A 12,749-nucleotide genomic window follows, 5' to 3' on the forward strand; every position below is an offset into this window, starting at 1 on the left:
AAAAGTGGAAAATGATGAGTTAAAAGATATTCTTTTAGAAAGAGATGATGACGCAAGGGGATTGAAGCTAAAAAAACTTCTTATATTTATAGCAGCTCTTATTATACTTTTTTTGATCATTGTAGTGGCTATGAAGCTAGTAAATTCAAGTGATCCTTCACAAGCGCAAAATGAAGCTGATTCAAGACTAGTGCTTCCTCCAGTACCAGCTGAGCAGCCAGTAGATAGACAAGCTCCGATAGCTGATACAAATTCAGACAATAAAAAAGGCGATACACAGCTTTTTGAGCAAGTACCGATCGTGCCTGAAAATAAGCAACAAGATGAATTTGAAGATATGATCAAAAAGCTAAAAGATAAAGAAAACAATAAGCCTGTTTCTAAAACCGAAGAGTCAAAAGAGATAGTTAAGCCTATTGAAAAGCCAGCTGAAATACCAGCTAAAAAAGCTGAGACAAAGGTAGATGCTCCAGTTAAAAAAGTCGAAAAAGTGGCAGCTACTGATAAAAAGAGTGAGTCAAAACCAGCCAAAACTGAAAATAAAATAGATAAAAAGATTGAAAAAAAGGTTGAAACCAAAGTAGAAAAAACGGATAAAAAAGCTGAAGTAGCTAAAAGTGAACCTGCTACAAAAGGCTCTTACGTTCAAGTGTTTGTGACTAGTAAATTTAATCCAAATGCTGAGTATATGAAGAAGATCGCTGCCAAGGGATATAGCTACAAGACTATAAAAGTTGGCGAGCTGACTAAAATTTTAGTTGGTCCATTTGATGAAAAAACGCTTCAAAAAGCAGTAGGCGATATTAGAAAAGATATCAATAAAGACGCTTTTATCTTTAGAGCAAAATGAAAACATTCGCAGTCTTTGGAGATCCAATAGCTCACTCGGTATCTCCGAGGCTGCACAATAAAGCCATTGCAGACCTGGGTTTAAAAGCACTTTACACAAGAGTCTTGCTAAAAGATGGCAGCGAATTAGTCAATAAATTTAAATCCTTAAAATTAAATGGTGTAAACGTAACACTTCCACATAAAGAGTGGGCTTTAAATTTAGCCGATGAAGCTTCGGATATAGCACGCAAAATAGGCTCTGCAAATACGCTTGTGCTTAAAAATGACAAAATTTATGCATATAACACAGATGCGCCCGGGTTTTTAAAAGCAATAAAAAATTTTAAAGATGTAAAAAAAGCTATTGTCCTTGGAGCTGGCGGTACTGCAAATGCCATAACTTATGCATTAAAAGAACAAGGTATTAATGTTTGCATACTAAATAGAAGCAAAGATAGGCTTGAGAAATTTAAAGATGAGTACAAATGCTTTAGCTGGGATAACTACGAAGAGCAAAAATTTGATCTAGTCATTAACTCGACCTCTGCTGGTTTAAAGGATGATTTTCTACCAGCACCTAAAGAAATTTTAAAAAGCATTTTTAAGGATGCTAAATTCGCATTTGATGTGATTTATGGCAAACAGACACCATTTTTAGAAATGGCCAAGCAAAGCAGCCTTAGTGTAAAAGATGGCGCCGATATGCTTTTATATCAAGCGGTTTTAGCACTAAATTTATTTTTTAACAATACACTCGATGAGTCAAAGATAGAGCGCTCAATGAGAGAAATTTTCTATCTATAATAGCCACCAGTATTTATTTTTGTAAAAATTTATGGCTTGTATAAAAACATTTTGATTAAAAATTTTTATTAAAAGTAATTGGAGTAAATATAAAAAGCAGGGAAGATCCCTGCTAAATTTTACTATTCATTTGTTTTGATATAAGCGTAGTCAGAAATTTTAGTCCATTCTCTTGCTTTTTTAAGGAAAGCTCTTTGCGACTCAACGATCTCTTTAAATAATGGATCTTTAGCACTCTCTTCATCAAGAAGCTCATTTGTGGCTTTTTTAAGAGCTGCGATTACTTCTGGTGGGAAAGATTTTACTTGGATGTCTGGATACTCGCTTTTCATTTTATCCCAGTACTCGACATTTGAATAAAATACTTTTGTATTTGCATCTCTTGCTACTTCGGCTGCAGCTGCTTCAAAGATTGCTTTTAGGTCATCTGGAAGCTTCTCGTATGATTTTTTATTAAAGAAAAATTGGGTTTCACCGTTTGGCTCTTGCCAGCCTGTGTAGTAGTATTTTGCCACTTTGTGAAAGCCAAGTGCCATATCATAAGCTGGGCTAACCCATTCGACTGAGTCGATCGTTCCCATCTCAAGGGCCATGTAAAGCTCACCAGTTGGGATAGTATTGATGTTAGCGCCAAGTTTAGCGTAAATTTCACCACCAAAGCCTGGAATTCTTATCTTTAAGCCTTTGATATCATCTAGTGATTTTATCTCTTTTTTAAACCAGCCACCCATTTGCATGCCGGTATTTCCAGCTCTAAAAATTTTGATATTGTATGGATCGTAAACTTTTGCCTCAAGCTCCTTACCACCGCCAAATTCATACCAAGCTGTTTGCTCGTCAGTATTCATCATAAATGGAGTTGCTGTAAAAAATATAGTTTTAGCATCTTTGCCTTTATAATAATAGCTACTTGTGTAGGTAATGTCGTATTGACCGCTTTTAGCAAAATCAAGCATCGCAAAAGGTGATTTATGCTTTGATGGATAATCAATCCTTAGCTCAAGTCTGCCATTACTCATCTTTTCAACTTTATCCTTTAGCTCTTTTGGCACATCACCAAGCACTGGCATAGTGCTCTCCCATGAGCTAGCAAGCTTTAGCTTATAAACTTTATCATCTCCCATAGCAACGCAAGCAACAGCTGCTAAACCAAGAGACGCTAATAAAAATTTATTCATATCTTCTCCTTTGAAATTTTGCCTATTATACAAAAAATTACATTATTAAAATGTGTTATAATCGCAAAAATCAAATTTATGGGGCATAAAATGATAAAAAAGACGAAAATCGTAGCTACTTTGGGGCCAGCAAGTGATAATGAAGAGACAATGGAGGCGATGGTAAAAGCAGGTGTTAATGTCTTTCGTTTAAATTTTAGCCATGGGACACACGAATACCATAAATCAAACATTGACAAGATAAGAAATATCGAAAAAAAGCTAAATAAAAGAATAGGAATTTTACAAGATATCTGCGGCCCAAAGATCAGAGTTGGTAAGCTTAGTGAGCCATTTTATCTAAAAGCCGGCGATGAACTAAGCATTTACGCAGAGGATATCGTTGGTGAAAAAGTAGAAAAAGGAATTTATAAAGTAAGTCTAAATCAGCCTCAAATTTTGCCAATGCTAAAGGTTGGCGAGTATGTCTATCTCTATGATGGCTCTATAAGAGCAAAGGTCATTAGTGAAGGTAAAGAAATAGTAAAAACTATCATTGAAAATGATGGAATTTTAAACTCAAACAAAGGCGTAAATTTCCCAAATACAGCCCTTGGCATAGAGATCATCACACCAAAAGATAAAGAAGATATGAAATTTGGCGCAAAGCATGGCGTAAATTTTGTCGCCATTAGCTTCGTACAAGATGCAAATGACGTAATAAAGGCAAAAAATATCTTAAAAGAATTTGGCTCAAGAGCTGCCGTTTTATCTAAGATCGAGAAATTTGACGCGGTTGAAAATATAGACGACATCATTGCAAAGAGTGATGGTATCATGGTAGCTCGTGGCGATCTTGGCATAGAAGTGCCATTTTATAAGGTTCCAACTATCCAAAAGCTCATCATCAAAAAAGCAAATGCAGCCAGCAAGCCAGTCATCACAGCAACTCAAATGATGCTAAGCATGGCAGAGCATGAAACTGCCACAAGAGCGGAGATCAGCGACGTAGCAAATGCTGTATTAGACGGCACTGATGCTGTTATGCTAAGTGAAGAGAGTGCGATCGGTAAAAACCCAGTCGCGGTCGTAGAGGCGATGAGTAAAACGATCATCCAAACTCAAAGCATCTATCCATATAATAAATTTGATGAGTTTGATTTTTTTGACGAGACTGATATGGTGGCAAGTAGCGCCGCATCTCTTGCTGTTCGCATAAAAGCAGATGCATTAATCTCAATCACTGGCTCAGGAAAATCGGCTATAAAATTAGCTAGAAACCGCACAAACATTGACATCATTGCAGTCGCTCACGATGAGCAAACAGCTCACATGCTTACCCTTGCTTGGGGTGTTACGCCAGCGCTTGTACTAGAAAAAACAAAGCTTAGCTCACTTTTAGCAAATGTCATGAAAAAGGCGTATGAAGAGGGATATGTTGAACACGACAAGACTTATCTTGTCACAGCCGGTCACCCTACGGGTGTTGAGGGTAGCACGAACCTTATACGTATTATCAGACGCGATCAGCTTGATTATTATCTAGAGCTTGCAACTGAGTAAATTTATATACTCTCTTGCAAATTTTAAAATTTTGCTTGCTTGTAAGAATTGACTGCTAAGATTTGCCTGACACTTGCTCGATAGCAAAACGCATGCACCTTGAACTTGTCAGGATAGAGGGATTATTAAGGGAGAATGGAGTTCTTTTGCTTTGCTAGCTCGCAACTGCAAGCAGACCGTAATTTAAGCTCCCTTCTCTCTTAATAAAAGAATAAAAAATATATGCTGTTTTATTTCTGTAAATTTTAAAATCTTATCTCACTCGCGTTAGCAGGCTACTAAATTTGGAGCCAAAATTCTCCGTTCATGAAATTTTAAAATTTGTGTGAAATTTACTTGTAAAAATTAGGATATATAAAATTTATTTTGAAAGAATTTGTGACGTTAAATTTGACGTCACAAATCTAAATTTATTTTTTCTTTTTGCCTTTTGGCTCATCGCCTTTAAACCAGCTTTTTATCTTATCAAAGACGCTTTCATCAGTATTTGATTTACCTGATTCTATGCCAAAGCTAGCTTGAAGCTTATTTAAAAGCTCTTTTTGCTCATCGCTTAGTTTTTCAGGCGTTTGAATAGAAATTTGCGCTACGAGCCTACCTTTTTTGCGCGAATTTACACCTTTAATGCCCTCGTTTTCAAATATAAATTGCTGCTTGTCCTTTGCACCAACTGGAAGTTTTAGCTCAGCTTCTCCTCGAAGAGTTGGAATTTTTATGCTTTCGCCAAGTATAGCTTGCGTGAAAAAGACAGGAATTTCTAGATAAACATCGTCGTTGTGGCGAATGAAATGCTTATCTTCTTTTACGTTTATGCTTACATAAAGATCGCCTTGAACGCCGTTCGTACCGATATTGCCTTTGCCAGCTACTCTCATTCTCATGCCGCTATCAACGCCTTCAGGGATGGTAATCTTTACAGTTTGTTGTTGGGTTTTGTAAGCTTTTGCGTTACAATCAGGGCAAGGCTCACTTATTACTTCACCACTTCCGTGACAATATGGACATTCTTGGACGATATTCATAAAGCCATTTCCGCGTGTTATCCTGCCACTTCCGCCACAGTGCTGGCAAGTCTTGCTCTTGCCATCTTTACTGCCAGTCGCATTGCATGTTGGGCAAGGTACTTTTTGATCAAATTTTATCTCTTTTTCACAACCAAAAATAGCTTCGTTAAACTCCAAATTTATAGGAATTTCAAGATCGGCTGAGTATTTTTCGGAGTATCTTTTTCTCTGTCTAGAACTACTTGCAAAACCGCCACCAAAAAATGAGTCAAAAATATCTGAAAGATCAAAATCGGCACTAAATCCGCCACCGCTACCAAATCGACCTTCAAGGCCTTCTTTGCCGTATCTGTCGTAGATAGAGCGTTTTTGCTCGTCACTTAAAACTTGATAAGCTTCATTTATTTGTTTAAATTTTAGTTCAGCCTCTTTGTCGCCAGAATTTCTATCTGGGTGATATTTTAAAGCAAGTCTTCTAAAGGCTTTTTTGATCTCATCTCCGCTTGCATTTCTTGAAATTTCAAGGATTTCGTAATAGTCAAATTCCACATTTTTCCTTGTTAATTAAGCTTATTTTAAATATGGGATTTTACCCAAAAAAGTTTAAATTTAAAAAAGAATTTACATTTTTGCCGTATAATCTCTACATTTTTAATAAAAAGGATAATTCATGGTTAATGTTTTAATGATAGAAGACGATCCAGAATTTGCACAAATTTTATCTGAATATCTTGATAGTTTTAATATAAAAGTTACGAATTTTGAAGATCCATATTTAGGACTTAGTGCTGGGATAAAAAACTATGATTTGTTAATACTTGATCTTACTTTGCCGGGTATTGATGGGCTTGAGGTTTGTAAAGAAATTCGCCAAAAATACGACATTCCTATTATTATAAGTTCAGCTAGAAGCGATATTAGCGACAAGGTCGTTGGGCTTCAGCTAGGAGCAGATGATTATTTGCCAAAACCATACGATCCAAAAGAGATGTATGCTCGTATCACAAGTCTTATAAGAAGATACAAAAAGACAAATGAAGTACAAGAAGAGGTCGTTGATAGCGCATTTAGGATAGATGATAAACGCCACGAAATTTACTTTAACAATGAGCCATTAGCTCTTACTCCAGCTGAGTATGAAATTTTAACTTATCTCATTAAGCAACACAGCTTTTCAGTATCACGTGAACAGCTAGTTTATAACTGCAAAAGCCTAAAAGATAAAGATTCAAAGAGCTTAGATGTTATTATTGGACGCCTTAGATCAAAAATCGGTGATAGCTCAAAAGCCCCAAAACATATATTTTCAGTAAGAGGCATAGGATATAAGCTTATCGGATGAAATATTCCATAACTACGAAGATAACTATTATCTTTGCCATAGCTTTCTCGCTGATGTGCTTGCTCTTTGTAACTTTTGCAAACATTCAGCAAGAAAGCGCTTTAGAAAAGCTAAAAGATAGACAAATAAGTGCGATGAACTATCTTGTCGCACTCTATGAACGCGGAAATCCCCCAAGAGATTTAGAACATTATTTTAAAAATTTTTACTTAGAGTATGTTGGAAATAAAAATTTAGCCACTTCAATAGCTACAAATGGAACTGTTGTTTTTACGCAGCACACACCTCTTGGAGTGGTGCAATCGGTTAATTATAAAGGCGATTTGTATTTGCTTATTAAAAACCCGTCTTTTCAGCTGCTTCTTGAAAGTAATGATGCAAGACACGTAAATGATCCGCTTTGGGTTGCATTTTTGATAGTTTCAGCCCTTCTCATCTCACTTTATGTTTCAGTTCTTAGAAGTCTTTCGCCACTTAGAAGGCTTAGTAAAGATATCAGAAAATTTGCCAGCGGAAATATGGAAATGGCGATGACGGCTAGGCTAAATGAAAATGAGCAAGACGAGATCGGACAAGTCGCTGTTGAGTTTGATAACGCTGTTTGCAAGATTAGAGAGCTCATCCGCTCAAGGCAGCTATTTTTACGTGCGATTATGCATGAGCTAAAGACTCCTATTGGCAAGGGCAGGATCGTCTCTGAAATGGTCGCAAATGAGACCCAAAAGATGAGGCTCATAAACGTTTTTGAGCGACTTGAGATGCTGATAAATGAATTTAGCAAGGTCGAACAGCTCCTTTCTAAAAGCTACGCACTAAACTACCAAGAGTGCCATTTTTCGCTTATTTTGGAGCAAGTGCAAGATATGCTCATGCTTGATAAATTTGAAGAACGAGTGAGCTGCGACATCAGAGATGACGTCATATTAAGAGTGGATTTTCAGCTTTTTAGTTTGGCGATTAAAAATTTGATAGACAATGCCCTAAAATACGCAGAGGACAAAAAGGCCATCTTGATCTGCGATAGCGAATTTATAGCGGTTAAAAATTTAGGCAAAAAGCTAAATCATCCGATTGACTACTACAAACAAGCCTTTGTTAGAGGCGATAAGGTAAGTGCGGGAAGTGGTATGGGGCTTGGACTTTATATTATCGAGCAAATTTGTCAGATGCAAAAATTTGAGCTAGTTTATGACTACGAAGACGGCTATCACGTCTTTAAAATTTTACTTAAAGCAAAGGCAAAACGCGCATGAAAAGAGGCTTAGAAAAATTTAACGAGCTAACCGAGTCTTTTGCTAAGCTGCCAGGTGTCGGTAAAAAATCAGCCGCAAGGTTTGCCTACTTTGTCTGCATGCAAGATAGCTTTGCAGGGCTAAGGCTCGCTCAAAATATCGAAGACGCAGTGAGGTTTATCAAACGTTGTGAGCGTTGTGGTGGGCTAAGTGAAAATGAAATTTGCGACATTTGCAGTGACGAGAGTAGGGACAGTGAGGTCATCTTGCTGGTTGAGAGCCCAAAAGATATCTTAGTTTTTGAGCAAAATGGCATTTATAACGGCCTTTACTTCGTGCTTGACGAGATTGACGAGGATACCATAGAGAGGCTGCGAAGCGCGATCAAACAAAATGGCTCAAAAGAGGTTGTTTTTGCCTTTACGCCAGGGTTAAATTCTGACGCGCTTATGCTTTACGTCGAGGATAAGCTTGGTATGAGTGAAATTTCATTTAGCAAGATCGCCCAGGGCGTGCCAACTGGTGTAAATTTAGAAAACGTTGACATGCTTTCACTTTTAAAAGCCTACGAAAGCCGTACAAAAGCCTAATTAAACTTTCTTTTAGTTATAATTTTGCCTAAATTTATAGAAATTTAGCCAAGGCTCAATCGCTGCTAAATTTAAAGGATATAGGTTGATTTTACTCATAGATAATTACGATAGTTTTGTTTTTAATGTTGAGCAATATGTAAAAGAGCTTACAGATGAAGAGGTTAGATGCGTTAGAAATGACAAGATCACGCTTGACGAGATCAAAAAACTAAACCCAAGCAAGATTATTTTAAGCCCAGGGCCAAAGCACCCAAAAGATAGCGGAATTTGTTTAGAAATTCTAAAAGCCGACCTTGGCGTGCCGGTGCTTGGAATTTGCCTTGGACATCAAGCTATAGGGCTTAGTTTTGGCGCAAAGATAAAAAGACTAAATGACCCACTACACGGCAAAACCTCGTTTATTGACGTGAAAAATAAAGAGCCGCTCTTTGCAGGATTGCCTGAACGCTTTGAGGTTATGCGCTACCATTCGCTTTATGTCGATGAGCTCCCAGCTAGCTTAAGCGCTGATGCAGTGAGTGATGATGGCGTAGTTATGGCGCTTAGCGTAAAAGATAAGCCGATATTTGGTATCCAGTTTCACCCAGAGAGCTACTTTACACAATACGGCAAAAAGATCGTTGAAAATTTTGTAAATTATAAGGCAAAAGAAGAGGTAAAAGAGCCAAAAATTCGCTCACTTAAGCCATATCTTATCAAGCTTCAAGAAAATATCCCGCTTGATGATAGCGACTTTGAGCAAATTTGCGAGATAATAGCCAGCAAAGAGTACGAGATCGTGCAGCTTTCAGCCCTTTTGGTGCTCATTAGCGAAAAGAGTCTCTATCCAAAAAGCCTCGCTGCGCTTGCAAAAAATATCCTAAAATACTCGCAAACTTACCGTGATGACACGCCTATGATCGATCTTTGTGGCACTGGAGGCGATGGCTTTAAGACGATAAATATCTCAACAACTGTGGCATTTATCCTCGCAAGTCTTGGCATAAAGGTCGCAAAGCACGGCAACAAGGCAGTTTCAAGCAAGTCAGGTAGCTCTGATGTGCTTGAAATTTTAGGCGTAAAAAGTGAAAAATCGCTGGCAAAACAGCGTGAAAATTTAGCTAGTAAAAATTTAGCCTTTTTCCACGCGCCATTTTTCCACCCGCTAGTTGGTGAGGTGAGAGAGGTGCGCCAAAGACTTGGCATAAGAACCGTCTTTAACGTGCTTGGACCGCTTTTAAATCCAAATTTAAACCTTACAAATCAGCTAGTTGGTGTCTATCACAAGCCAGTGCTAAAGCTCTACGCCCAGACGCTTAAGATCCTTGGCAGAAAGCACGCTCTAGTCGTTCGAGGTGATGATGGATTAGACGAGATCACGCTTTGTAGCGAAACAAGCGTTGTTGAGCTAAAAAATGGAGAAATTTTTGAGTACAGTATCACGCCAGAGCAGTTTGGCTTTAAAAGAGCGCTTCACAGCGATATCGAGGGTGGCACGCCTGAAGAAAACGCCAAAACCTTGATCCGCACGCTAAAAGGCGAGGAGCAGGGGGCGAAATTCGACATCGTGGTTTTTAATGCGATGTTTGCACTCTACGCAGCTGATGGCGCAAAGAGCCCAGACGAGGCCAAAAAAATGGTGCTTGAGGCTATAAATTCAGGCAAGGCGTATAAATTTTATGAAGAGTTTATAAAGGCTTGGGCTAATGGCGCTAGTTAAAATTTGTGGCATCAAAACGCTAGATGAGGCAAGTGCGGTTTGTGCTTTGGATGTTGATTTTATCGGGCTGATATTTGCTAAAAGTAAAAGAAGAGTTGAGCTAAATTTAGCTAGGCAGATAGCCAAATCTGCTCACAGCAAGGGCAAAAAAGTAGTTGGCGTTTTTGCTGATCAAAGTGATTGCGAGATAATGGAAATTTGCCAGTTTGCTGGCCTTGACGTGGCTCAGGTGCATGGATTGGTGAGTGAAAATTTAGAGGCAAATTTAAAAGATATGGAGCTTGAGATTTGGCAGGTTTTTAGTGTGAAAGATAGCTTGCCAGAGGTTGATTTTAAGCATTTTGACATGGTGCTTTTTGACTGCAAGGGCGAAAATGCTGGTGGAAATGGCACTAGCTTTGAGTGGGAAATTTTAAAAGAGGTTAAGTTTAAATTTGGCATGGCTGGGGGCATAGGCGAGCACAATATAAAAGAGGCGCTGAAATTTAAGCCAGCTCTAGTCGATATCAACTCAAAAGTCGAGGACGAAAACGGCATAAAAGATGCGCAAAAGGTAGAGAGAATTTTAAAGATCATAGGTGAGGTAGAAGATGAACAGTAAAGCATATTTTGGAAAATTTGGCGGGCAGTTCGTGCCTGAGACGGTGATGTTTGCCCTTGATGAGCTAGAAAATGCTTATGAGAGCATCGCAAAGACAAAAGAGTTTAAAGATGAGCTTGATGATCTTTTGAAAAACTACGTTGGCAGGCCTAGTCCGCTCTTTTTTGCAAAGCGCCTAAGCGAGCACTACGGACATGAAATTTACCTAAAAAGAGAGGATCTAAACCACACGGGTGCGCATAAGATAAATAATGCCCTAGCTCAAGCGCTACTTGCTAAAAAAATGGGTAAAAAGAAAATTTTAGCTGAGACTGGAGCTGGTCAGCACGGTGTGGCAACAGCGACTGCAGCAGCACTTTTGGGCCTAGAGTGTGACGTCTATATGGGCGCAACAGACGTGGCTAGACAGCAGCTAAATGCCTTTCGTATGCAGCTTCTTGGCGCAAAAGTGGTGAGCGTAGAAGACGGCTTAAAAACGTTAAAAGAGGCGACTACGGCGGCTATTCAAGCGTGGGTAAATGAGATAGAGAGCGCATTTTACGTCATTGGCTCAGCCGTTGGTCCGCACCCATATCCAAAGATCGTGCGTGACTTCCAAAGCATCATCGGCACAGAGGCCAAAGCTCAGCTTGCAGATTACGGCAAAAAGGCCGACTACGTCATCGCCTGCGTTGGCGGCGGCAGTAATGCTATTGGCATTTTTAGCGCATTTTTGGACGATGAGAGCGTAAATTTAGTAGGTATAGAAGCTGGCGGCCTTGGCATAGAGACGCCTTATCACGCAGCTACACTTAGCAAAGGCAAAACCGGCATCATCCACGGCATGAAAACGACGGTCTTGCAAGATGAGTACGGCATGATATCGCCAGTGCATAGTATCTCAGCAGGCTTAGACTACCCAGGCATCGGTCCAGAGCACGCCCATCTAAACGACATCAAAAGGGTAAAATACGAAGCCGTGACCGATGATGAGTGCATAAATGCTTTGTATTTTCTAAGCAAGATGGAGGGCATCATCCCAGCCATCGAGAGCGCGCATGCGCTGGCGTATCTGGAGAAGCTTTGCCCAAAACTTGATAAAAAAAGCGTCATCGTCGTAAATGTCTCAGGCAGGGGCGATAAGGACATAAACACAGTTATCGGCTACGAAAAAGGAAAAATTTATGGATAAGATAAAAAGTGCATTTAGTGGCAAAAAAGTAAACATCGGCTACATCGTGGCTGGATATCCAAGCCTAGAAAAAACGAAGGAATTTTTAGAAAATTTAGATGAGAGTACGCTTGATCTAGTTGAGATTGGCATCCCTTACTCTGATCCGCTGGCTGATGGTAAGCTCATAGCGCAAGCTAGCTTTGAGACGGTGCAAAATGGCGTAAATACGGATATTGTCTTTGATATGCTTGAGGGTTGCAAGGCAAAAGTGACAAAACCACTCGTTTTTCTGGTCTATTTTAATATCATCTTTGCTTATGGCGTTGATAAATTTCTAAAAAGATCAGTTGAGGCTGGAGTTAGTGGCTTTATAGTGCCGGATCTGCCTTGTGAGGAGTGCGAGGAGTTTGCCCTAAAGTGCAAGGAGCTAAATTTAAGCCTGATACCACTTATCAGTGTCACATCTGGTAGTAGAGCGGATGGAATTTTAAAATTTGGCTCAGGATTTATTTATGCTCTTGGTGCGATCGGCGTTAGTGGTTCAAAAAGGGCTGATGAAGATAGGATAAAAAATTTGGTCCTAGAGCTTAAGAAAAAGAGTGATCTGCCAGTGGCTGTGGGCTTTGGTATCAAAAACAAAGATGATGTTAATGAAGTAAAAAAATATGCTGACGGAGCGATAATAGGTACGCAAATAGTTAAGCTTTGTGCCGAATTTAGCGGTAAAAAGCTAGTAAAAGAGATAGATAAACTCTTTTAAAATGCTTAAT

General features: G+C 39.0%; 12 protein-coding genes. 10 read left to right on the forward strand and 2 right to left on the reverse strand.

All coding sequences use genetic code 11. The features are described from left to right. Positions 1-4: 4 nt before the first annotated feature. Positions 5-850 carry an SPOR domain-containing protein gene (locus tag CVT13_RS07485; RefSeq protein ID WP_107812123.1) on the forward strand — a complete coding sequence of 282 codons (846 nt, stop codon included), beginning with the start codon at positions 5-7 and terminating at the stop codon, positions 848-850. Further along, positions 847-1,635 carry a shikimate dehydrogenase gene (locus tag CVT13_RS07490; protein ID WP_107812124.1) on the forward strand — a complete coding sequence of 263 codons (789 nt, stop codon included), beginning with the start codon at positions 847-849 and terminating at the stop codon, positions 1,633-1,635. Before CVT13_RS07485 ends, CVT13_RS07490 begins: the two co-directional genes overlap by 4 nt. 122 nt (positions 1,636-1,757) lie before the next feature. Here the strand turns inward: CVT13_RS07490 and CVT13_RS07495 are convergent, their stop codons facing one another. After that, positions 1,758-2,813 carry a TRAP transporter substrate-binding protein gene (locus tag CVT13_RS07495; RefSeq protein ID WP_021091622.1) on the reverse strand — a complete coding sequence of 352 codons (1,056 nt, stop codon included), beginning with the start codon at positions 2,811-2,813 and terminating at the stop codon, positions 1,758-1,760. A gap of 90 nt (positions 2,814-2,903) precedes the next feature. Here CVT13_RS07495 and pyk point away from each other — a divergent pair, with 90 nt between their 5' ends. Further along, entirely contained in the window at positions 2,904-4,355 is a 1,452-nt protein-coding gene (pyk, locus tag CVT13_RS07500; protein WP_107788426.1) for a pyruvate kinase, read from the forward strand. A 410-nt stretch (positions 4,356-4,765) separates the two neighbouring features. On the opposite strand, the gene dnaJ is transcribed toward pyk, so the two are convergent. After that, a complete protein-coding gene (gene dnaJ, locus CVT13_RS07505; RefSeq protein WP_107812125.1) occupies positions 4,766-5,908 on the reverse strand; it encodes a molecular chaperone DnaJ in 1,143 nt (380 codons plus the stop codon). A gap of 121 nt (positions 5,909-6,029) precedes the next feature. Between dnaJ and CVT13_RS07510 the strand changes: the two genes are divergently transcribed. The 7 genes from CVT13_RS07510 (at position 6,030) to trpA (ending at position 12,739) form a co-directional block, all read left to right on the forward strand. Then, the gene (locus CVT13_RS07510; protein WP_021091583.1) at positions 6,030-6,701 is read left to right on the forward strand and encodes a response regulator transcription factor; all 672 of its coding nucleotides are present in this window, start codon (positions 6,030-6,032) and stop codon (positions 6,699-6,701) included. Continuing rightward, positions 6,698-7,954 carry an ArsS family sensor histidine kinase gene (locus CVT13_RS07515; protein WP_087579187.1) on the forward strand — a complete coding sequence of 419 codons (1,257 nt, stop codon included), beginning with the start codon at positions 6,698-6,700 and terminating at the stop codon, positions 7,952-7,954. Before CVT13_RS07510 ends, CVT13_RS07515 begins: the two co-directional genes overlap by 4 nt. Next, a complete protein-coding gene (recR, locus tag CVT13_RS07520; RefSeq protein ID WP_103640554.1) occupies positions 7,951-8,523 on the forward strand; it encodes a recombination mediator RecR in 573 nt (190 codons plus the stop codon). Before CVT13_RS07515 ends, recR begins: the two co-directional genes overlap by 4 nt. Before the next feature lie 85 nt (positions 8,524-8,608). Then, on the forward strand, positions 8,609-10,225 hold the full coding sequence (gene trpD, locus CVT13_RS07525; RefSeq protein WP_107812126.1) for an anthranilate phosphoribosyltransferase: 1,617 nt from the start codon (positions 8,609-8,611) through the stop codon (positions 10,223-10,225). Then, on the forward strand, positions 10,212-10,826 hold the full coding sequence (locus CVT13_RS07530) for a phosphoribosylanthranilate isomerase (RefSeq protein ID WP_107812127.1): 615 nt from the start codon (positions 10,212-10,214) through the stop codon (positions 10,824-10,826). Before trpD ends, CVT13_RS07530 begins: the two co-directional genes overlap by 14 nt. After that, positions 10,816-11,997, forward strand: coding sequence for a tryptophan synthase subunit beta (trpB, locus tag CVT13_RS07535; RefSeq protein ID WP_103559766.1), 1,182 nt, complete (start codon positions 10,816-10,818; stop codon positions 11,995-11,997). Before CVT13_RS07530 ends, trpB begins: the two co-directional genes overlap by 11 nt. After that, a complete protein-coding gene (gene trpA / locus CVT13_RS07540; protein WP_107812128.1) occupies positions 11,990-12,739 on the forward strand; it encodes a tryptophan synthase subunit alpha in 750 nt (249 codons plus the stop codon). The genes trpB and trpA overlap by 8 nt, the downstream gene beginning before the upstream one ends. The last annotated feature ends 10 nt before the right edge of the window (positions 12,740-12,749 follow it).

The organism is Campylobacter concisus (assembly GCF_003049085.1).
Lineage (GTDB): Bacteria > Campylobacterota > Campylobacteria > Campylobacterales > Campylobacteraceae > Campylobacter_A > Campylobacter_A concisus_H.